We start from the raw sequence: 21522 nt of genomic DNA on the forward strand, positions 1-21522 counted from the left end.
TTCTAGACACTAATGTGATTTTAAGCGGTGATATAAGGGTGCTGATTGAAGGCTAAATCTATTACGCAACAGAAAAACTGGCTTCTTCTATCTCATGCTTTCAACATGGATGGTAGGGCAGCTAGTTTGACCATTACCGATAAGATCCCATATTTCTTAGAGGCCGGTGTTAAGCCAATTGTTTTTAGTGCCATTACTGGTTTAAAAGATGAGCGTTTCCCTCATAAGCAGTTTTTAGCCTGGGGCCCAGCAGCCTTTAGGTTTGATTTTCGACATTGGATAGCCAATCAATATGGGCGCGGGTTTATTTACAAGCTCCTGACACGCACCGTTTCTATACTCCTAGCCCCATTTATCGGTATTGAAAAACTCCTCTTGGGGTATTCGAGCCAGTGGTCTTGGGCCTTGCCTGCATTTGTGCGCGGTTATCTCTTAATTCGCAGTGGTAAGGTGGATGTAATCTATTCCATTGGTAGTGCTTGGTCAGCACATTTAGCTGGAGTTTGGTTAAAGCGTGCCACAGGCTTGCCTTTGATTTCAGAGGTGCATGATCCCTTAGTGATTCGTAAGAATCCCAATGACCAGGGATTTGAGAAGCCCAAAAATCGAGATGCGCGCTTTCGGCACTATTTAGAAAGTCAGCTTTGCAAGTATTCAGATTATGTCTGGTGGTTTACCGATGGGGCACTCCATTACGCCAAAGTCAGAAATCCGAATTTAAATACCCCTGGCAATGCTAGAGGGTTTGTAGTGATGCCTGGCGCCAATCCCCCGGGTGAAATGCAGGGGACGTCTCAACATCAATACGGTGAATATTTAAATTTATGTCACTTTGGTTCCTTGGCAAATGACAGATCGCTCTCTATTGTTTTGCGGGCAGCACATACGTTGTTTCAAAAGTATCCTGACGCTAGAAATCATCTACGAGTTCACGCCTATGGCGCACCCTTAGATTCTTTATCTGTGGCCGCTATTAATCAGTATGGTTTTTCTGATGTTTTATTAGCGCACGGTCGCTTAGAGCGCGATCCGGTCAGCGGTAAATCAGGGCGCGAGCGAGTTGCACAAAAAATGCAAGAAGCTGATGCATTGATTTTGCTCCACGGCAATGATGAATGGTGCGCAGAGTACATTCCATCGAAGTTTTATGACTATCTTTGGTCTGGCAGACCTATTTGGGGTATTACCCACCGCAATCCACAATTAGATCAAATGCTATTGGATCGAAAGTCCTATTTAAGTGCTGATGGGGATGAGAAGGGGATTGCTATGGCCCTCGAAAGAATTTGGTTAGATTGGCAGCAAAAACAGCTTCTGCAGCCAATTTGGCAGCCAATTGGCGTTGATCAGGCAGTTAGCAGTATTCTTTCGCATATTGCTCAAGAAAAGGTCGTCTCTTGAAAGACATTGTTCTTTACTGTAAGTCCTATCGCAAAGATTTCTTGCGACTTAAGCGCCTACTGCAGTCCATATCTCAATATAACAGCGATCGCATTCCGTTTTATATTTCCACTCCTCAAGCTGACCATGATTTATTAGTTCAGCTAATTGGTAGCGAAGGCTATCAATGGGTTTCGGATGAGTCCATTATTCAGGCAAACACAAGCGTACCAGCGGGAATCGAGAAAGATAAATCGGGTAGCTTGACTCAGCAAATTATTAAATCAGAATTCTGGCGCCTAGGATTATGCGAGAACTATGTTTGTTTGGATTCTGATTGTCTATTTATTAAAAACTTTTATCGGTCTGATTTCTTGGCTGATGATGGCAATCCCTACACAGTCATTTACCAAAACAAAGAATATTTCCAGTTAGCAGTTGATCGCGGCTTTGCCAAGGCGCCACTTCAGTTAATCGCTGAGGGCGATAGGGTGAAACAGTTGTTTGGGCGTCTTGGGCCTAATTACTATTGCCCTTGCCCGCCATTTATTTGGTCGGCCAAGGTATGGAGCTCTCTTGATGAGAGTTATCTCAAGCCTAAGGGGCTTACCTTCTGGGATATTTGCACTCCAGAGCATCCGGAGACCTTGCTGTATCTAGAGGCCTTGTTAAATTTCAAGGCTATCCCATTGCATCCTATAGAGCAACTCTTTCGGATTTATTACTATGATTGGCACTTTTTCTTGTTGCGCAGAAGCGGTGAGACGCTAGATAAGCTTAAGCAAAATTATTTGGGTGTGATTTATCAGTCAAGTTGGGATCTCAGCTTGGACTATGGTGCGAGCCAAAAATCTCTTGCATCAAGAGCGCTGAAAAAGTTGAAACGATTCGGCCGTTACTTACAAAGCTTTATTTAATGAATCAGCAGCCATTAATTAGCGTACTGATGCCCGCGTATAACTCAGAGTTATACATCGCTGAGGCAATTGAGAGCATCCTCAATCAAAGTTATCAAAATATTGAGCTAATTATTTTTGATGATGGCTCCTCTGACAATACACGGCAAGTGATCCAGAGTTTTGACGATCCTCGTATTGTGAAGATACTTTCAGATCAGAATTACGGAGTGGTTCGAGCGCGTAATGACATGATTGATAGGGCTAGCGGCCAATATATTGCATTGATGGATGCCGATGATATTGCCGATCGTACCCGTCTTGAAAAGCAATTGCGTAGTTTAGAAGCTGGGGAATGTGATCTTTGCGGTAGTGCGCAATGGGTTCTAGACGAGGCCTCAGGCAAGATAAAGAAATCTAAAGATAAATTTACCGATGCCGATTTACGTTCGCTACTTTCTGTATATTGCGGGCTCTGTAATTCTGCCATGATGGGTAAGGCTGAAATATTTAAGCGCTTTAAATATGACACCACTATTTTGACCTCAGAAGATTACTACCTATGGGTGGTGATGGCTGCTGCTGGCTATCGATTTTTAAATCTCAAAGAGCGTTTGATTACTTACCGCCGCTATCCAGCTCAAACAAGCTCAGTGCATTTGGATAAGTTCCGCATCACCACAATTGAAGTGCAGAAAAAGTACCTGGAGTTATTGGGGATCTCTTTGGATTTTTACCCACGCCAGTTGCCATGGACCAAGAGAGTATCCGTGGGCGCAGGTTTATTGCGAGCCTTGAATCAACGCTTTAAAGGAATTTCTCTGCAAGCAAATTGTGAGATTTATGCCCGCTTTCAGTTTCGAAGAAACGGATTCTGGACTCCGCTAACGCGCCTCGAGCGCTTATTGGTGGGGCTTTGGGCAACCCTCTTGGTGAGGTAGCTTAGAGTAATTGCTCTAAATGTTTGGCAATTTCCTCTTGATTGAGCTCTGATTGCAAGCTCGATACTTCTAGCAGTTGATTGGCTCCTCTATAGGAGTGCCACATCTTCGGCATGATCTTTGTCTGTTTACTCAGCATGCCAGCCAAATGACTCATGCCACTCTTAGAGCCAATGAGGATATCAGCGTTTAATAAGTGATGAAATGTGCCTTTGAAGTCACTATCAATATGTTCATGAACTACATGTGGCGTATTTTCAAAATATGATTTCCAGGAAAACGGTGCACCCCTTTCTGAGTGGTATTTACCGTCTTTGCCTTCGCTGAAAATATGAATAGCGATATCTTTTTGGGTATTGCGAATGATCGTATTGAGGATTTCTAAATACCAAGCATCAGGCAGCATTCTGGAAGAAAGATCTGAAAACTGACGGCCTGGTAACAGATCTCCGCGACGTATATGGACGGCAATATTCAGTTTATTTGGATCAAATGTGAGTGAGATAGGGTGTTGCTTACGCGCTTCGGAATAAGCATTGAGAAACCAATCTCTAGTTGAGGCATATTCATAGTCGCCAAAGCGATTATTGCTGATTTTGAAGGCAGTATTTGGTTCAGGATGGCTTTGAATGAAATCATCTACTGACTTGTAAATGAGCTCATCATTTTGCTCGTTCGATGGGATATGGATTTCAAAAGCAGGTAGCTCTATTAGCTTTATTTCTCCACGCCGAATTCTTTGCTCAATGTCTTCACGGCTAGCAAGTAGAGTTTTAGGGTCAAGCATTTCATTGAGATCATTCCCAATGTTGTGCGTTTCATTGGCGTGTCGTCCTCGCAGTTTTCGTAGACTCTGCTTGAACTTCCATCGTAATGATTGCTCATGAGACTTAGCAAGCTGCGTCTCTGAGTAAGCAAACTGAAGATGATTACGCTCAGCGATTTTAAGGGCGCGGTTTAGGATGCCCATCGAGTGACCGATGCCAGCATCGGGATTATCGTAATCGAGGATGTAGCGGTTAAGCATGATTCAAATCTTTGAGAATCTTATTGATAATCGTTGAGACATAGCTAGCGGTGTCAAACTCCATTGCCTTTGGGCTTAACAGAAAGTCGCGAATACTCTCTTGGTATTTTGTGTATTCAATCTCATCAATATTCATCAAGAAACGATGAACTTCAGCGGTGTTCTTAAAGTCTCTTCTGTCTATAAAGCAGGAGTTGGGAATATGCTGGCTGATCGTGCTGGAGCCCCAGTAGACTGGAACGCAGCCACCAAAAAAACAATCAAATATTTTTTCGCTAATGTAATCAGGCAAATTGGCTACGTTCTCGTAGCAGTAGGCAAATTTCGTTTGGCGATAGATCAATTCTTTATCGGATACTTCACCGGCGTAACTCGGAAAAGGTTTGTATGCAAAGAGCTGACTTGCTAGACGTTTCATTCGCCGAGCTACTTTCTCGGCAGGAGTAAAAGCGGGTGCTGGCTTGCCCCAACCTAAACCATATAAGGAAAAATATTCAGGTGCGTTGGTCTCATACCATCGGATTACTTCTAGACGTTCGCGATAGAGATCGTTTTCTAGACCCTTCGGAAATGCTTTATTAGCATTAATAATGCAAGAAAAAATGGGTCTCTCGAAAAACGAGGGTGTATGCAGACTTCTGATCTGATTGGGGATGAAGACATGACTGACATTTGGTAGGTTTGCAAAGTCAGTATTCCAGGTAAATACCCCGTTGAACTGGCTTAAATATGACTTATCTTTGTTCAGTGGGCAAATATAGGGGTTTTCAGTGGCAATCAGGTATTTTGGCTCAGAAATTTGGTCTAGAGCTTGGCCATCGTGCAAAATACTAAAAGCAATTTCACGACCTTCATTGACGTCTGGATTGTTTAATTCAATGCCGTGCTTCAGAAACTCTGATCTTAGTAATCTATTGGTAAAGGTGGGGTTGTAGGTATGATGTCTATCGACTTCCTCAAAAGAGGCATTTTTTACCCTATCAGGTTGATAGTAATTGGCAAATAACATTTTTATATGACTCTAATTAAGTTTCGAAAACCTGCTCGTAAGGCAATTGCCGACTCCAAAATTTTGCTGGCTGGCCCGATTAGGAATGTGGCGCATACGATTCAAAATGAGGTTGAAACCTTAGTTGCAAGTCTTGGTAACTTCAAGGAAATACATTGCTTTGTAGTTGAGAGCGATTCTAGTGATGATACCCCGAAAAAATTAGAAGAACTACAGGGCGTTATTAAAAACTTCTCATTTATTAGCGTGGGTAATTTAAGCAATCAATATCCAAGGCGTACAGACCGAATTGCCTTGTGTAGAAATCTGATTATTGATGCAGTAGCTTCAAAGCCAGAATATGCTGACATTGATTACATTGCCATGGCAGATTTAGACGGCATGAATGCTCTAGTCACTCCTGCAAAAATTGCCCAATGTTGGGAGGTAGAGGAGCCCTGGGATGTTATTACTGCAAATCAACTAGGTGAGTATTACGACATTTGGGGTTTGAGTCACCCTTATTGGAATCCAATGGATTGCTGGGAGCAAAAGCATCGATTGGAAAATATTCTGGGTAATGACATGGCTCAAAATATTGCAGTGACATGTAAACAGTCACCCATTGATCCAAGAGCAGATTTGATCGAAGTCGATTCTGCTTTTGGTGGCTTAGGCATCTATACGCGTGAATCTTTTTTAGCCGGTAGATACGCGGGCACGGATGATCAAGCGAATGGTATTGATGTCGCTGACCACATTCCATTTCATCGTGATTTGCGTCAAAAGGGTTATCGGATTTTTATTAACCCAGCCTTGATTAATTGCGATAAGACGCCTGGTGGCACGGTAGAGCAGGTTCCTTTGCCTAAGGCGAGGGGCGGATTAAAATTGGTGCAGAAACTAGGGATTCTGCTATTTGGCAAGAAACGCTTTAATAAGTACCTTCAATTAATGCAAACACCTTAATTGCCTAGTTACTTAGTTCAATTAGCACTCACTTATTTAATAGATTAAAAATGATATTAGTTACTGGCGGCGCTGGCTTTATTGGTGGCAACTTTGTTTTGGACTGGCTCAAGAATCCAGCAAGTGAAGGTGTTATTAATTTAGATAAGCTGACTTATGCGGGCAACCTTGCCACGCTAGATTCTTTAAAAAATGATCCTCGCCATATTTTTGTTCATGGCGATATTGGTGATAAAGAGTTAGTCACCAGGCTGTTAAAAGAACATCAGCCTAGAGCTATTGTGACCTTTGCTGCTGAGAGTCATGTAGATCGATCTATTCATGGGCCAGCAGAATTTGTAACAACCAATATTGTGGGTACCTTTAATTTATTAGAGTGTGCGCGTGAATATTGGAATAGTCTGGATGCAGCTGGCAAAGAGCGTTTCCGCTTCCATCATGTTTCTACTGACGAGGTGTATGGCTCTCTATCTTTGACTGATCCTGCTTTTACAGAAACGAATTCTTACGAGCCTAATAGTCCTTACTCGGCATCTAAAGCGGCTTCCGATCATTTGGTGCGCGCATGGTTCCATACCTATGGATTCCCGGTAGTAACAACCAATTGCTCTAATAACTATGGCCCTTATCACTTTCCCGAGAAATTGATTCCGTTAGTGATATTGAATGCACTTAATAGTAAGCCATTGCCTATCTATGGTGACGGTCAGCAAATTCGTGATTGGTTGTATGTTGGCGATCACTGCTCTGCTATTCGGGAGGTATTGGCTAAAGGTAAGTTAGGTGAGACTTACAATATTGGCGGCTGGAATGAAAAAGCCAATATTGATGTGGTGAGGACGATTTGTCGGATTTTGGATGAACTCAAACCTCGTGCTGATGGTAAGTCTTATGTTGAGCAAATTACATTTGTAAAAGATCGACCAGGTCATGATCGTCGCTATGCGATTGATGCCAGCAAAGTGGAGCGTGAGCTTGGCTGGCGTCCAGCAGAAACCTTTGATACGGGTATACGCAAAACAGTACAGTGGTATTTAGATAATCCAGTTTGGGTTGACGGTGTAGTGAGTGGCTCATATCGTGACTGGCTACAAAAGCAGTACAACTAAATTCACTAACTCCTTATATAAGTACTCAACACTCAGTGAATATTTTAGTTTTCGGAAAAGATGGGCAGCTCGGAAAGGCTTTCAAGGCGCTTTTTGACTCTCAATCGATTCCTAACAATATAGCCATTGAATATGTAGGTCGTGCTGAGTGCGATTTAAGTGATACAAATGTTCTCGGCAATCTCCTTCTCAAGACAAAGCCTGACTTAATCATCAATGCCTCTGCCTATACAGCGGTGGATAAGGCTGAAAGTGATATGGAGATGGCTTTTGCCATCAATGCCCGCGCACCTGAGTTAATGGCCCAATACGCAGCCGAACATGGCGCAACTTTTTTGCATTACTCGACCGACTATGTATTTGATGGCAGCAAGAGTGGTTGGTATGTCGAGAGTGATGAGCGCAATCCATTAGGTGTATATGGCAAAAGTAAGGCTGCTGGTGAGATTGCGGTAGAGGAAGCATTTGCAAATTCCGCCTCTGGCCAATTTGCTATTTTTAGAACTAGCTGGGTTTATGGTGCTGGCGGTAATTTCATACGCACGATGTTGCGTTTAGCAAAAGAACGCGATGAGTTAAAAGTCGTTCATGATCAGCAGGGTGTTCCAACGAGCGCGGATTGGCTTGCCAAAGTGAGTCTAGCGTTAGTGCTTGACCCCCAATGCCAAATCAAGTCATTTGCATCGGGCATCTATCACGCAATACCCACTGGTGAAACGACATGGCATGGCTTGGCTTGTATGGCAGTTCAGGCTGCTCTAGATGCAGGCATAGCCCTCAAAGCCAAACCCGAGTCCATTAAGCCCATTCTGGCAGCTGAATACCCGCTTCCAGCTCCTAGGCCCACCAATTCTCGTATGGCTAACGCTAAATTACGGTTAGCCCTTGCAGGCGGCCTTTCTGACACTTCAAACTCTTATAATCAAACTCAAAATGAGCCAAATTTCCCAGCTTGGGAAGACATGGTTCAGCAATATGTAGCTCAGTTGGCTAAAGAAGGTTTGATTTAAGGCCTTTAGCAGTGCGGCTTGGGTTCGCTCAAATAAGGTGAAGTTCACAATGACAGTAAATCGCAAAGGCATTATTTTGGCTGGCGGATCAGGCACTCGTCTTTATCCAGTGACGCAGGCCGTATCTAAGCAATTGATGCCCGTGTATGACAAGCCAATGGTTTACTACCCATTAAGCACTTTGATGCTTGCTGGTATTCGTGACATTCTCTTAATTTCTACGCCGCACGATACACCGCGCTTCGCAGAACTTTTGGGCGATGGTTCGCAGTGGGGTCTCAATATTGAATATTGTGTGCAGCCTTCGCCGGATGGTTTGGCACAAGCATTTACTCTAGGTAAAAACTTTGTTGGTAATCACCCAAGTGCTTTAGTCCTTGGTGACAATATTTTCTATGGTCATGAATTGGTTGATCAGCTCAATAGTGCGCATGAGCGCAGTGTTGGTGCAACGGTGTTTGCTTATCACGTCAATGATCCAGAGCGTTATGGTGTGGTGGAATTTGACAAAGATTACAAAGCACTCTCTATTGAAGAGAAGCCGTTAAAGCCCAGAAGTAGCTATGCGGTGACTGGTTTGTATTTCTATGACAATCAAGTCTGCGACATTGCTGCTGCAATTAAGCCTAGTGCTCGTGGCGAACTCGAGATTACCGATGTCAATCGAGCCTATTTAGAAAAGAATGAGTTGAATGTTGAAATTATGGGCCGTGGTTTTGCCTGGCTTGATACCGGTACGCATGATTCCTTATTGGATGCTGCCGGCTTTATTGCAACCTTGCAAAAGCGCCAAGGCTTGATGGTAGCCTGTCCGGAGGAGATTGCTTATCGTCAAGGATGGATTACTGCTGAGACGGTACAAAAAGTTGCTTCCCAGTTGAGCAAGAATAGCTATGGGCAATATCTAACGAAGATTTTGAATGAGCTTAACAGCTCTGCTCAGCCAATTTCTCTTTCCTCTAAAAAGCCGGGAAAGTAAACATGTCATCCAAGTTGCAAATTACCTCTACAGCCATTCACGATGTATTGATCGTGGAGCCAAAAGTATTTGGTGATGAGCGCGGCTGGTTTACCGAATCATTTAATGCGCTAGATTTTGCTGCTGCTACTGGTTTAGATGTGCAGTTTGTTCAGGATAATCACTCTTTCTCACGTCAATGGACATTGCGTGGCCTGCACTATCAGCTCGAGCAAACACAAGGCAAGTTAGTGCGAGTGGTGGCCGGTAGCGTGTTTGATGTGGTGGTGGATATTCGTAAAGATTCGCCAACATATGGCAAATGGGTTGGAGTTGAGTTAAGTGCTCAAAACCACAAGCAGATGTGGATACCAGCAAAGCTTGCGCACGGATTTTTAGTGCTCTCTGAAACAGCAGAGTTTCTATACAAAACTACTGAGTACTATCATCCACAAAGCGAGGCTTGCCTGGCCTGGAATGATCCTACGGTTGGTATCGAGTGGCCTTTGCCCAGTGGCATTCAGCCTAATATGAATGCTAAAGATACCGCTGGTTTCTCATGGGATGCTGCGCCTAAGTTCTAATCCTCTGTGTTGGTTGCAAAAGATAAGATAATGCTCATATGAGCGATTTATCGACCCATTCCCAACAGACCAAGATTCTCTTGGTCAAACTATCATCTTTGGGAGATGTTCTTCACAATCTTCCGATTGTGTGGGATTTGCGGGCGCGCTTACCAAATGCCCAAATTGATTGGGTGGTTGAAGAGGGTTATGTCCATCTCCTAACACCATTGCTTTCCAAAGATGGTTTCCGGGGTATCGATCGCATCATCCCTTTTGGTTTGCGTCGGTGGAAAAAGAATCTTCTTAAGTTATCTACCTGGAAAGAGTTTTTTGCATTTAAGAAAATACTACAAGAAACATCTTATGACGTCGTTATTGAAACCCAAGGCTTGCTGAAGTCAGCAATTGTTTGCTCGTTAGCCAAAAAGACTCCAAATGCAGCAATAGCGGGCTTGGCTAATGCAACCGAGTTTTCTGGATATGAGCCGATAGCAAGATCTTTTTATAACCAGTCTGTACAAGTGCCGATTCAATGTCATGCTGTTGATCGTTCACGTTGGGTAATGTGCTCAGCCTTGGATTGGCCATTGCTAGAGCGTACAAGCGCTCCCCAGTTTTATCCTGACCAATATATTCAATCTTTGCGGTTACCTGGCATGCCTATTACCCAGCAGCTATCGGCCCCTTATGTGTTGTGTTTTCATTCCACCGCGAGAGAGGCCAAGCGCTGGCCCAATAGCCATTGGGTGGCTTTAGGAAAAACATTAGCTGCTCAAGGTTATCAAGTCGTTTTACCTTGGGGTAATTTAGCGGAGCAGGCAGTGAGTAAAGAAATTGCTGCGCAGATCCCGAATGCATTAGTACCACCAGCATTTTCTATAGAAGATGCTTTTGCGGTTATTGCTGGTGCTGCATTAACGGTGGGGGTTGATACTGGCCTCACGCACTTAGCTGCAGTGTTGAACAAGCCGACTGTAGAAATTTATTGTGATTCACCACTTTGGAAAACAGAGGGCTATTGGTCTAGCAACATTCGTAATGTGGGAGATATTCAAAAACCACCATCAGTAGAGCAAGTACTGCAGGCTGCTACTGAATTACTCTCGTAATTCTGATTGCTACTTAGCGTAGTAAGGCATTAATAGAAACTAAGTCTTCATCAGTTAAAGCGGCAGCGTGCGCTTTTAACTTGATCGCGTTCAGAATTGTGCTGTAGCGGGCCTGTTGCAATAAAGAACGCGTATTAATTAATGAATCAAGCGCAATCAACACATCAATATTGATTAAGGTACCCACCTGAAAACCAAGTTTGCTGGATTCTAGGGCTGAAGACGTTGAGCGCTCAGCCGCTTCATATGCCTTAACGCTTGCTAGACCACCATAAAAGCCTGTAAAAGCAGCGCGAGTATTTTGAGCGGCTGTACGACGATAGTTATCGTAGTTTGCTTTTGCCGCATCCAATAGAGCGGCATTTTGACGAATGACTGAGCTGTTGTATCCACCTGATACCAGTGGAATAACCATTTGCAGTGCCACAGTATTGTTATATACGTTGGTATTGTTAGGTGTGTAGTTATTTGGAGTGCCGTTTGAGGTGTTGTATCCAGAAGTGCCTACGAAATTCACAGTTGGATAATTTAAAGCCTGTGCACCGCGATATGTGCTCTCAGCAAGATTGACAGAGAGTTGCCCGGCTAAGACGTTAAAGTTTGCAGTCTCTGCTTGATTAATCCAATCATCGAGCGTTTGACCTGGCGGCAAATGAGGGTTGACGCTATCAGCAATCGGATTGCCTTTGGCGTCCTTAGATTTGCTTCGAGGATCTCTTAGTACACCTTCAATCTTGGCATCTTTCACTAATGGCTTTAATGCGCCTACGGGGCGGCCAACAATCTGTTCCAGGGCGCCACGCTTCACGATGAGGTCTGCCTGAGCAGAGATCTCTTGAGAAGTTGCCAAATCCATCGCTGCTTGTGCAGTATTGACATCCACAATGGTCGCCAAGCCTGCATCAAATTTCGCTTGAGCAACTTCGAGCTGTTGTTTGATTAAATCTTTTTTATTCTTATAGAGTGCTACGTTATCTTGGCTTGTTAGTGCATCAAAATAGGCTTGAGACACACGCAAAATCAAATCTTGTTGCGCTGAAAAAAAGCGCATATCCGCCAACTTAGTATTGAGATCCCCTTGCTTAAATAACTCAAGTGCAGCAACGTTAAATACAGGCTGCGTTAAGGTGACCGTATAACTTTTTTGATCAAAGACTCTGGAATTGCCGGGAGAATTAGAAACTTGAGTATTGCCAGTGCCATGTTGGTAGTAACGCGTGCCACCTGGTGTGGCATTGGCTTGAGGCATTAGCAATGAAAATCCTTGCCAGTACAACTCTTTACTTGCTTGGTAATTAAAGCGTGCTGCAGTTAATACTGGATCGCTAAAAGCGGCCTCTTGATAAAGCTGAAGTAGATCGCTTAGTTGCCCCTTGTTATCGGCAGCTTTATTACCGTTCAAATTGGACGGAGCCACAACCGGCGGTAATGCTGGTTTGGTCGGAGGTGGCGCGATTTGTGGCGGCTGATCTAAGCCAATGAGTGTTGAGGCGCTCATTGGAGTGGGTAATGCAGGTTTTGAAGCGGTATTGGGGCTTTGAGCCATTGCACTGCCAGACCATGCATTCCAGCCCAGCGCTTGACTTAGGATCAAACCAAAGGCGGTAAGTCTAGAAAGTCTAAAGCGGCTTGGGGTCATGTAATTCGGGTACTTTTCTGTGTGCTATGCAGTTTAAGGCTAATTTATTCAAATTGCATATTTAGACACTATTTTGCCAAAACCCCAAGATTGGCTCTGTATACCTATAAAATTTGGCCCATGGATCTAATTTTGTTATTAAAAGCAGTCATTCTGGGAGTGGTAGAGGGTTTAACGGAGTTTTTACCGATCTCTAGTACGGGCCACCTCATTTTGGTTGGCGACTTGCTGGACTTTAATGATGAGCGAGGCAAAGCTTTTGAGGTCATTATTCAGTTTGGCGCCATTCTGGCAGTTTGCTGGGAGTTTCGAGAAAAGCTACTGAAGGTTGCCACCTCTTTTTCTGGCAGCCCTGAGTCTCGTCGCTTTGTGCTCAATTTATTAATTGCCTCTGTTCCGGCTATGGGATTGGCCTTCTTGTTTGGTAAGTACATTAAGGCGGTATTGTTTGCCCCCATTCCTGTAGCGAGTGCATTTATCGTGGGTGCACTCATTATTTTTTGGGCTGAACGTCGTCAACAAAAAATGACTATTACTGAAAGTCATATCAAATCAGTGGATGACTTAACTGCCTTTGATGCGCTGAAGGTAGGCTTGGCGCAATGTGCTGCTTTAATACCGGGAACGTCGCGTTCTGGCGCGACGATTATTGGCGGCATGTTATTTGGCCTTCCTCGTTCTGTAGCTACCGAGTTTTCTTTCTTTTTAGCTATTCCAGTGATTGGTGGCGCTACAGCCTATGAGTTACTCAAGCTCTGGAAGGCGCCGGTATCATTTTCTGGTGAGTTCTCGATAGCAATTGCAGTAGGCTTTGTATCTGCATTTATTTCAGCCTTTGTCTGTGTTCGCTGGTTGATTCACTATGTAGCGCATCATAATTTCATCCCCTTTGCGTGGTATCGAATCGCTTTTGGATTATTGGTCTTATTTACTTCATATACCGGCCTAATTGCTTGGTCACATTAATCTTACGAATACCCTTTATCAAAGTTAACAAATAATATGGACGCATCAATAGACGCAATTACCAATAATATTCAGCTGGCATTAGCCCCTGTATTTTTATTGACTGCAGTTGCCACCTTAATTAACGCCATTTCTGGACGTCTAGCGCGGTCTGTTGATCGTATGCGTGCAATTCGTCATGCGATTGATCGGGGTGAGGTAACTGATCCTGTGCTGTTAGCACATATGAATAAGGAAGCAGAAGAAGCAAAGGCTCGCGGACGCCTTTGTACTGCTGCCATCTTTTTTGATGTACTTAGTGGAGTATTTATTTCATTAACGGTATTAGAGTTATTTTTCTTTCAAGCTGGTGCAGTGCGATCTTTGCAGACTACTTATGTGATCTGGACCTTTGTACTAGGTCTGGTATTTTTTATGACTTCCTTGTCGATCGTATTAACTGAGGTTGTCTATGCTTATCGTTCCGCTGGTTGGAATAATCCTAAATAATTGATCGCGTCATTTCACTAAACTATTACTTTCTACAAAAGATTGACTATGAATAAAATCCTCATCACTGGTGGCGCAGGTTTTTTAGGTTCACACCTGACCGAGAAGCTTCTCAAAGAAGGTAATGATGTGTTGGTGGTGGATAACTACTTCACAGGCACCAAAGAGAACTTAGCCCATCTATTACCTAATCCGCGCTTAGAGCTGATGCGTCACGATGTGACCTTTCCGCTGTATGTAGAGACGGATCAGATCTATAACTTAGCCTGCCCAGCCTCTCCTGTGCATTATCAGTACGATCCTGTGCAAACAACCAAGACCAGCGTACATGGTGCTATCAATATGCTGGGCCTGGCCAAAAGGACTCGGGCGCGGATCTTGCAAGCTTCTACGAGTGAAGTTTATGGCGACCCAGAAGTGCATCCACAGCCAGAAGAATATTGGGGTAAGGTTAATCCAATTGGTATTCGCTCTTGCTACGATGAAGGCAAGCGTTGTGCAGAAACCCTCTTTTTTGACTACAACCGTCAACACAATTTAGATATTAAGGTCGTACGTATTTTTAATACCTATGGTCCTCGCATGCATCCCAATGATGGTCGCGTTGTGAGCAACTTTATTGTTCAGGCATTACAAGGAAAAGACATCACTATCTATGGCGATGGCCAGCAAACCAGAAGCTTTTGTTATGTCGATGACTTAATTGATGCCATGGTCAAAATGATGAACTCAGAAAAAGGCTTTACTGGCCCAGTCAACATTGGCAACCCCGGTGAGTTCACTATGCTGCAATTAGCTGAAGCGGTTCTCAAGCTCTCTGGTAGTAAATCGAAGATCATTCATCAACCATTGCCATCAGATGATCCAAAACAACGCCAACCGAATATCGAATTGGCAAAAGCCAAGCTAGGCTGGCAGCCAAAGGTTAACTTGGAAGATGGTCTCAAAGAGACGATTGCTTACTTTAAGAAGGTAGTAGGGTAAGTCGTTGAGCAAGGTAGATAGCACGGCCCCAGAAAAGCATTTTGACCGCATTCGTTCATTTGTATTAAGAGCGGGTAGAACAACTGCTGGACAGCAGCGCGCTATTGAAGAGTTGGGCCCGCAGTTTTTACTTTCTTTTAAAGAGACCCCCCTCGATTTAGTGGGTGCTTTTGGTGGCTCCACCAAGCCTAAAATTTTAGAAATTGGTTTTGGTATGGGGGAGACTACTGCCAAAATCGCAGCGCTACGCTCAGATGATGATTTCTTGGGAATAGAGGTCCATCCACCAGGGGTGGGAGCTTTATTGAAGCTCATTGGTGAAAATCAACTCACTAATTTACGAGTGATTCGTCATGATGCGGTTGAGGTCCTTGAAAAAATGATCGCTCCCAACAGTTTGGATGGCATTCATATTTATTTTGCTGACCCCTGGCATAAAAAGCGTCATCACAAGCGTCGTTTGATACAAGCGGAGTTTGTGCGTTTATTGGTTTCTCGTTTAAAGCCTGGCGCTTATTTGCATCTAGCAACAGATTGGCATAACTATGCTGAGCAGATGCTGTTGGTATTGAATGCAGAGGCTACCTTACAAAATACTTCAAATGAATTAGTCAAGGTAGAGACTTTTGATGCCTCCGATATTGCCAAAGCAGATGAAATTCCAAATGAATTCAAGCCTACCTTAGAGCAATTAAATACTCAGCATGCTGGATATGTACAAAGACCAGCTTATCGTCCTGTGACGAAGTTTGAAAACCGTGGCATCAAGCTAGGCCACGGTGTATGGGATTTGGTCTACAAGAAAAAATAAGCCAACTCAATTCCAGGAATATTGAATTAGCTGTTAATGCTGGGTGTTTATAAACCCACGCAGACGTATTTCATCTCTAAATACTCGTCCATGCCGTAAACACTGCCCTCACGGCCCAAGCCTGATTGTTTAATGCCACCAAAAGGCGCTACTTCATTAGAGATCAGGCCCGTGTTTACACCCACCATACCGTATTCCAGGGCTTCAGCTACTTTCCAGACGCGACCAATATCTCGGCTATAGAAATAAGAGGCCAAACCAAATTGACTGCTATTGGCAAGCTTGATGACTTCCTCATCGCTCTCAAAAGGAATGATGGGTGCGATCGGGCCAAAGGTTTCTTCATAGGTAATAAGCATTTGGCTATTCACATTGGATAGGATAGTTGGCTCATAGAAATTTTTGCCTTCAACGGATGGCTTGCCGCCAGTCACCAGCGTGGCTCCTTTACTCAAGGCATCGGCTACATGCTTTTTCACTTTTTCAAGCGCGGCAGTTTCAATCAGTGGGCCCTGGGTAATGCCGGCCTGCATACCATTGCCCACCTTAATAATTTCTAATGCTTTAGCAAACTTTTCCACAAAAGTATCTTGCACTTTTTTATGCACATAAAAGCGATTGGCACATACACAAGTTTGACCCGAGTTTCTAAATTTGGAAGCCATGGCGCCACTGACGGCGGCATCTATATCGGCATCTTCAAACACAATAAATGGCGCGTGTCCGCCAAGCTCTAGCGCTAGTTTCTTGACTGTTGGTGCGCATTGCTCCATTAGGATGCGACCCACTTCTGTAGAACCTGTAAATGAAAGGTGTCGCACTGTAGGTGACGCACATAGTATTTTGCCAATAGCGATCGATTGATCGGCATCAGCAGTGACAATGTTAATGACGCCATCTGGAATCCCTGCGCGCTTACCAAGCTCTGCCAAAGCTAATGCAGATAATGGCGTCAGTTCAGCAGGCTTAATCACAATGGTGCAGCCGGCGGCCATTGCTGGAGCAATCTTACGGGTGATCATGGCAATTGGAAAATTCCAAGGCGTGATCGCCACGCAAACCCCGATAGGTTGCTTGAGAACCATCAAGCGCTTATCGCTCCAGGTGGTGCTCAAAATGGACCCTTCAACCCGTTTTGCTTCTTCTGCAAACCACTCTACAAAAGAAGCGCCGTAAACTACTTCACCCGCTGCTTCGGCTAGAGGCTTGCCTTGTTCAAGCGTCATGAGCGTTGCTAAATCTTGAGTGTTCGCAATAATAAGATCAAACCACTTGCGCATAATGGAGGCACGTTCTTTAGCAAGCTTGTTTCGCCATTCTGGTAGAGCCTTTTCTGCAGCAGCAATCGCGTTCTCAGCATCTGCAGTTTCTAGATTTGCGACATTGGCAATGATTTCATCGGTAGCAGGGTTGTTGATCGCAAAGGTTTTTTTAGAGCTAACCCAATAGCCATTAATAAAGGCCTCTTCTTTAAAAAGGCTTGAGTCTTTTAATTGAGTGCGAATATCTATTTTTTGCATGATGTCTGACCTTGGTATGTATGCAAATCATTTTATCCCCTTGTAAATAAAAAAGCCTCCGGGCGTAGAGGCCTGGAGGCTGATGTACTGATTGGTAGATTATTGAGTTGGCAGTGTTAGCCCGCCTGTATCTCCACACTCCGCAGTTTTTGGGCCAGGAGGTCTAGTACGCCATTGACGTATTTGTGACCATCGGTGCCACCAAAGGTTTTGGCAAGCTCAACCGCTTCGTTAATAGCCACTTTGTAAGGTACGGAGAGGTCAGCGGCTAGCTCATAGGCGCCAATGAGTAATGCAGCATGCTCAACTGGGGAGAGCTCATTAATAGGGCGATCCAAAGCGGGGGTAATGATGGCTTCTAGCTCATCTGTTTTAGCTAAAACACCATCAAAGATGCCTTGGAAGAGATCAAGTTGGCAACGACGAAACGCAGGATCCTCGGATAGCTGTTTAGCGATGGCTGCTCCGTTTGGAATGCTACCAGCACGGCGCATAACAAGACTTTGATATACGCCCTGCAGAGCGTATTCACGAGCACGACGTCTTGGAGTTAAGGAGCGCTTGGCTGGCGTTTTGGCATCCTTAGCAGCTACTAAGTTTTCTGGATTGGGAATGGATTTGGACATGTCTTTGCTTATTCTTCGCTCGCGTTTATTTCGATATCAATATCGGGCGTCAGTGCTAGCGCTAAATTAGCCATTTCAACAACGGCTTGAGCACACTCGGCACCTTTTACTTCTACACGCGCATGTGCTTGTTCATCGGTATCGCAGGTTAATACGCCATTAGCGATCGGCAATCCTGAATCAATGGAGATACGCGTTATTCCGGCTGCAGATTCGTTGGACACTAATTCAAAGTGATAAGTCTCGCCACGAATGACTGCGCCAAGCGCAACTAAACCATCAAACTCGCCAGTTTCTGCGAGCTTCTGCAAAGCAAATGGAATCTCTAATGCACCGGGCACTGTGACAAGTTTGATATCCGATTGATTAACACCTAAAGAAATCAGTTCATTAATGCAAGCGTTCGTTAGCGCTACGCAATGATCTTCATTAAAGCGTGCCTGTACAACGCCAATGCGCAGATCTTGACCATTTAAATCGGCTTCTAAAACGCCTACAAAATCGTTGGTGGAGTCAGTCATAGTGTTTTCTAGATTAAAGTTTAAATGGTGTGTAACCGGTTACTTCAAGCTTATAGCCGGAGAGACTTGGTACAGGGCTTGGATTAGCTAATAAACGCATTTTTCCAACGCCAATGTCTTTAAGAATTTGCGCCCCAATACCGTAGCTTCTAAAATCGGTTTTACGTGCTAGAGGTTTTTGCTCGGCATCATGCGGTCGATTGAGTTTTTGAAATTGAGCCAACCAATCACTGTCACTAGGGGCAGCAACACCTGAGGCATTTAATAAAACTGCTACACCAGCAGATGAGGCTGCAATTTCTTGAAGGGCTTTAGCTAAAGGCCAGGAGTGCGTGCTGACATTGGAGTCTAAAAAATCCAATACAGTCACAGGCTCATGCACGCGCACTAAGGTTTCTTGAGCTTCAGAGGGTTTGCCATGCACTAAAGCAATGTGAATGCATGAGCTAGGAGTATCGCGATAAATGATGCCCTGAAATTTGCCCCATGGAGTCTCAAATTCTCGAGTGCCTTCGCGCACCACAATGCTTTCATGCTGACTGCGATATTGAATGAGATCAGCAATACTGCCAATCTTGAGTTGATGTTCTTTAGCAAATTCAAGCAGGTCTGGAAGACGAGCCATGCTGCCATCGTCTTTCATGATTTCGCAAATCACCGAAGTAGGTGAACAACCCGCCATGGCTGCCAAATCACAGCCTGCTTCTGTATGTCCTGAGCGAATCAATACACCACCAGGTTGTGCCATCAAGGGAAAAATATGACCAGGTTGAACTAAATCGCTGGGCTTGGCGTTTGGTGCTACCGCAGTTTTAATCGTAAGCGCACGATCTGCTGCAGAAATGCCGGTTGTTACGCCGGTAGCAGCTTCAATCGAGACGGTGAAATTGGTTCCCATCGAGGTGCCGTTATCTCTGACCATCAAAGGCAGATTGAGCTGTTGGCAACGCTCACGAGTGAGAGTAAGGCAAATCAGGCCTCGACCATGCTTAGCCATGAAATTAACGGCTTCTGCAGTCACATGATCTGCGGCCAGCACTAAATCCCCCTCGTTCTCACGATCTTCTTCGTCGACAAGGATCACCATTTTGCCGGCACGCAGGTCGGCAATGATTTCTTCGGTGGAGGCTAGGGTATTTGGCATAGCTCTCTATTTTAAGCTCAGGATAGGGTTGCTGTGAGGTCTTACAGCAATATCCTGACTTTCTGACGGCAAGAGCCCTATAAGACTGTTTTATCTGACCTATGACCCTTAGAAAATGAGCGATGACCATTCAAGACGGCGACCGCTTTATTAAAAGGCTGAAGCGGGGAAATGGCTTTATCTTGCTCGAGGTCTTGGTGGCAATGAGCTTAATCATGGGCTCTTGGATGGCTGCCACTCACGCCTACCAGAAATTAATCCTTGTTCTACAGCAACAAGAACGCAAAAGATCGCAATTGAGAAGGGACTTCGATATATATGAAATTGAGAGCATAAAGAATGACGCTACTAGAGTGTCTAGTCGGAATCACCATTTGCGCTCTTCTGCTAAACCCGTTGCTAAAGGCAAGCGCTCACTTGGCAGCTAAGCAGGCGGAGTATGAAAAAACCCAATTATTAATCTCCGAAGCAGAGCGTGCATTGGAGTTGATGGGTAGAGCTATTCGGATGGCGGGCTATCAAAATATAAAAACCTATACCCCATCTAAAAAAGTCGATGGTTCAAAGCAGTTTATTCAAGTGAATAAAAAAGTAGGATATCGAGGGTCGGATTCTTTCAGTGTCCAGCATGCCTTATCCGATGGCGTGGATTTTGATTGCATTGGGAATGCTCTAACTAAGGATCGGACCAGAAAAGATTTGGCGCATCAAGGTTTTATGGTGGAGCGACAAGCAGGCATTGCTAAAGGTGCCAAGGTTAATGGCGGATCACTCATTTGCCAGTCACTTGATCGCCAAGGTAGATTGCAAAATACCACGCTGATGAATGGCATTAATCATCTGCTTATTGAGGAGGTTCAGAGCCCTGAGGCTAGTGGCATTGGGGGTCAAGGGGTGTATAGGCTGCGGCTGCAAATGACAGATGGAGCTTTGCTTCAGATTCCCTTGGAGAGAACTTTTGCCACCAGGAACTTGCCGTGATTTTGGCTTGGGTTATTTCTTTGTTGTTACTTTGCTCCTCTCTCATTACTTACATTGAGAGATTGGGTGCTTTGCGCATGATTGAGGTAGCTGCGATCGATGTATCGCAGAAGCAATTTATCGCCGCAGAAAAAGCAGTGCAAGAATGTGAGAAAAATATCACCACACTTTCATCATTACATAGCAATCTGTGCGTCATTCAGTCGATTGGAAATCATCGCTGGCTAATATCTAGCAAAGAAAAACCAGGTATACAGGTTGGCGTTCTCATTGATGAAAAAACAAGCGCTGTTACCCGCATCAATTGGCGTCAAGTTTTTGAATAAAAAATTCTGTAGCCAAAGTGGGTCTACCTTATTAGAGTTAATGGCAGTTATATTGATTATTGCTATTACTGCTGCGATGAGTATGCCGCTATTGCAAGAACAGATTGCTGCTCGTGAAATTGATGCCATTGCAAGACGGTTTATTTCCCATGCCCATTTCTCACGTCAACAAGCTTTGCACGTAGGGCAGTCTGTCCAGCTAATACCCCTTAAAGGCGGCCCTTGGGAGGAGGGTTGGGTTGTGCAAAGTGGGTGCTCGACCAAGCAGGCAGAATCCAGTTGCCAGCCTAAGCGCTGGTTTTCTCAGGGAAGAATCGAGCCTGTGTACTTTAAGGGTGGGGGTAGCCAATTTACCGACCCACATTCTGGCAAGAGAGGGATTCTATTTAATGCCGCGGGGGCAGCGAAGACCGGGCAAGGCGGGTTTGTTGCTAATCGCTTGATATTGGGTCACCAAAGAGTTCCTCACCTAGAAAGGCAAATGATTCTAGGTAGCGGAGGGCGCTGGCGTATCTGCGACCCTTCCAGAGATTCAAAGCGCTGCCATTGAATGGTTTAATAG

Annotated in this window: 24 protein-coding genes; 17 read left to right on the forward strand and 7 right to left on the reverse strand. The window is 44.5% G+C overall.

What is annotated here, in order from left to right; translation table 11 throughout:
- The first annotated feature begins 45 nt into the window (after positions 1–45).
- Genes JaK3_RS02800 through JaK3_RS02810 form a run of 3 tightly spaced genes read left to right on the forward strand, consistent with a single transcriptional unit; the run spans position 46 to position 3217 of the window.
- Positions 46–1401 (forward strand): glycosyltransferase family protein, encoded by a 1356-nt coding sequence (locus tag JaK3_RS02800; protein ID WP_240480858.1) that lies wholly within the window; start codon positions 46–48, stop codon positions 1399–1401.
- Complete coding sequence (locus JaK3_RS02805) at positions 1398–2297, forward strand: DUF6492 family protein (RefSeq protein ID WP_068320444.1); 900 nt, start codon at positions 1398–1400, stop codon at positions 2295–2297. Before JaK3_RS02800 ends, JaK3_RS02805 begins: the two co-directional genes overlap by 4 nt.
- Positions 2297–3217, forward strand: a complete 921-nt coding sequence (locus tag JaK3_RS02810) for a glycosyltransferase family 2 protein (protein WP_068320446.1) — start codon at positions 2297–2299, stop codon at positions 3215–3217. The genes JaK3_RS02805 and JaK3_RS02810 overlap by 1 nt, the downstream gene beginning before the upstream one ends.
- Before the next feature lies 1 nt (position 3218).
- On the opposite strand, the gene JaK3_RS02815 is transcribed toward JaK3_RS02810, so the two are convergent.
- Both JaK3_RS02815 and JaK3_RS02820 read right to left on the reverse strand, forming a co-directional pair.
- The gene (locus JaK3_RS02815) at positions 3219–4244 is read right to left on the reverse strand and encodes a hypothetical protein (protein ID WP_068320448.1); all 1026 of its coding nucleotides are present in this window, start codon (positions 4242–4244) and stop codon (positions 3219–3221) included.
- On the reverse strand, positions 4237–5253 hold the full coding sequence (locus JaK3_RS02820; RefSeq protein ID WP_068320450.1) for a glycosyltransferase family 10 domain-containing protein: 1017 nt from the start codon (positions 5251–5253) through the stop codon (positions 4237–4239). The genes JaK3_RS02815 and JaK3_RS02820 overlap by 8 nt, the downstream gene beginning before the upstream one ends.
- Positions 5254–5259: 6 nt before the next feature.
- Here JaK3_RS02820 and JaK3_RS02825 point away from each other — a divergent pair, with 6 nt between their 5' ends.
- Genes JaK3_RS02825 through waaC form a run of 6 tightly spaced genes read left to right on the forward strand, consistent with a single transcriptional unit; the run spans position 5260 to position 10953 of the window.
- On the forward strand, positions 5260–6201 hold the full coding sequence (locus tag JaK3_RS02825) for a glycosyltransferase (protein ID WP_068320452.1): 942 nt from the start codon (positions 5260–5262) through the stop codon (positions 6199–6201).
- Between the two features lie 50 nt (positions 6202–6251).
- Positions 6252–7310 (forward strand): dTDP-glucose 4,6-dehydratase, encoded by a 1059-nt coding sequence (gene rfbB / locus JaK3_RS02830; RefSeq protein WP_068320454.1) that lies wholly within the window; start codon positions 6252–6254, stop codon positions 7308–7310.
- A 17-nt stretch (positions 7311–7327) separates the two neighbouring features.
- On the forward strand, positions 7328–8320 hold the full coding sequence (gene rfbD / locus JaK3_RS02835; protein ID WP_276203335.1) for a dTDP-4-dehydrorhamnose reductase: 993 nt from the start codon (positions 7328–7330) through the stop codon (positions 8318–8320).
- Between the two features lie 49 nt (positions 8321–8369).
- On the forward strand, positions 8370–9299 hold the full coding sequence (gene rfbA, locus JaK3_RS02840; RefSeq protein WP_068320460.1) for a glucose-1-phosphate thymidylyltransferase RfbA: 930 nt from the start codon (positions 8370–8372) through the stop codon (positions 9297–9299).
- A gap of 2 nt (positions 9300–9301) precedes the next feature.
- A complete protein-coding gene (gene rfbC, locus JaK3_RS02845; protein WP_205627475.1) occupies positions 9302–9862 on the forward strand; it encodes a dTDP-4-dehydrorhamnose 3,5-epimerase in 561 nt (186 codons plus the stop codon).
- A 38-nt stretch (positions 9863–9900) separates the two neighbouring features.
- Positions 9901–10953, forward strand: a complete 1053-nt coding sequence (waaC, locus tag JaK3_RS02850; protein ID WP_068320462.1) for a lipopolysaccharide heptosyltransferase I — start codon at positions 9901–9903, stop codon at positions 10951–10953.
- A gap of 13 nt (positions 10954–10966) precedes the next feature.
- On the opposite strand, the gene JaK3_RS02855 is transcribed toward waaC, so the two are convergent.
- Positions 10967–12592 carry a TolC family protein gene (locus tag JaK3_RS02855; protein ID WP_068320464.1) on the reverse strand — a complete coding sequence of 542 codons (1626 nt, stop codon included), beginning with the start codon at positions 12590–12592 and terminating at the stop codon, positions 10967–10969.
- Between the two features lie 120 nt (positions 12593–12712).
- On the opposite strand from JaK3_RS02855, the gene JaK3_RS02860 reads away from it, so the two are divergent.
- The 4 genes from JaK3_RS02860 to trmB are packed head-to-tail and all read left to right on the forward strand — an operon-like array spanning position 12713 to position 15842.
- Positions 12713–13558, forward strand: coding sequence for an undecaprenyl-diphosphate phosphatase (locus tag JaK3_RS02860; RefSeq protein ID WP_068320466.1), 846 nt, complete (start codon positions 12713–12715; stop codon positions 13556–13558).
- A gap of 36 nt (positions 13559–13594) precedes the next feature.
- Positions 13595–14047, forward strand: coding sequence for a DUF2721 domain-containing protein (locus JaK3_RS02865; RefSeq protein ID WP_068320468.1), 453 nt, complete (start codon positions 13595–13597; stop codon positions 14045–14047).
- 48 nt (positions 14048–14095) lie between these two features.
- A complete protein-coding gene (locus JaK3_RS02870; RefSeq protein ID WP_068320470.1) occupies positions 14096–15031 on the forward strand; it encodes a UDP-glucuronic acid decarboxylase family protein in 936 nt (311 codons plus the stop codon).
- A 4-nt stretch (positions 15032–15035) separates the two neighbouring features.
- The gene (gene trmB, locus JaK3_RS02875) at positions 15036–15842 is read left to right on the forward strand and encodes a tRNA (guanosine(46)-N7)-methyltransferase TrmB (protein ID WP_068320471.1); all 807 of its coding nucleotides are present in this window, start codon (positions 15036–15038) and stop codon (positions 15840–15842) included.
- A 47-nt stretch (positions 15843–15889) separates the two neighbouring features.
- Here trmB and JaK3_RS02880 read toward each other — a convergent pair whose 3' ends face one another.
- The 4 genes from JaK3_RS02880 to ribBA form a co-directional block, all read right to left on the reverse strand.
- A complete protein-coding gene (locus JaK3_RS02880; RefSeq protein WP_068320473.1) occupies positions 15890–17362 on the reverse strand; it encodes an NAD-dependent succinate-semialdehyde dehydrogenase in 1473 nt (490 codons plus the stop codon).
- A gap of 116 nt (positions 17363–17478) precedes the next feature.
- On the reverse strand, positions 17479–17988 hold the full coding sequence (gene nusB / locus JaK3_RS02885) for a transcription antitermination factor NusB (protein WP_068320475.1): 510 nt from the start codon (positions 17986–17988) through the stop codon (positions 17479–17481).
- A gap of 8 nt (positions 17989–17996) precedes the next feature.
- Positions 17997–18509 carry a 6,7-dimethyl-8-ribityllumazine synthase gene (gene ribH / locus JaK3_RS02890; protein ID WP_068320477.1) on the reverse strand — a complete coding sequence of 171 codons (513 nt, stop codon included), beginning with the start codon at positions 18507–18509 and terminating at the stop codon, positions 17997–17999.
- A gap of 13 nt (positions 18510–18522) precedes the next feature.
- Positions 18523–19653, reverse strand: coding sequence for a bifunctional 3,4-dihydroxy-2-butanone-4-phosphate synthase/GTP cyclohydrolase II (gene ribBA / locus JaK3_RS02895; protein ID WP_068320479.1), 1131 nt, complete (start codon positions 19651–19653; stop codon positions 18523–18525).
- 122 nt (positions 19654–19775) lie between these two features.
- Between ribBA and JaK3_RS10565 the strand changes: the two genes are divergently transcribed.
- The 4 genes from JaK3_RS10565 to JaK3_RS02910 are packed head-to-tail and all read left to right on the forward strand — an operon-like array spanning position 19776 to position 21510.
- Entirely contained in the window at positions 19776–20081 is a 306-nt protein-coding gene (locus JaK3_RS10565; RefSeq protein ID WP_150114183.1) for a hypothetical protein, read from the forward strand.
- A complete protein-coding gene (locus tag JaK3_RS02900; RefSeq protein WP_205627476.1) occupies positions 20071–20634 on the forward strand; it encodes a hypothetical protein in 564 nt (187 codons plus the stop codon). Before JaK3_RS10565 ends, JaK3_RS02900 begins: the two co-directional genes overlap by 11 nt.
- A complete protein-coding gene (locus tag JaK3_RS02905; RefSeq protein WP_068320485.1) occupies positions 20631–20960 on the forward strand; it encodes a hypothetical protein in 330 nt (109 codons plus the stop codon). The genes JaK3_RS02900 and JaK3_RS02905 overlap by 4 nt, the downstream gene beginning before the upstream one ends.
- Positions 20961–21000: 40 nt before the next feature.
- Positions 21001–21510 carry a pilus assembly FimT family protein gene (locus JaK3_RS02910; protein ID WP_068320488.1) on the forward strand — a complete coding sequence of 170 codons (510 nt, stop codon included), beginning with the start codon at positions 21001–21003 and terminating at the stop codon, positions 21508–21510.
- Positions 21511–21522: the final 12 nt, after the last annotated feature.

The organism is Polynucleobacter yangtzensis, from assembly GCF_001595965.1.
Classification (GTDB): domain Bacteria; phylum Pseudomonadota; class Gammaproteobacteria; order Burkholderiales; family Burkholderiaceae; genus Polynucleobacter; species Polynucleobacter yangtzensis.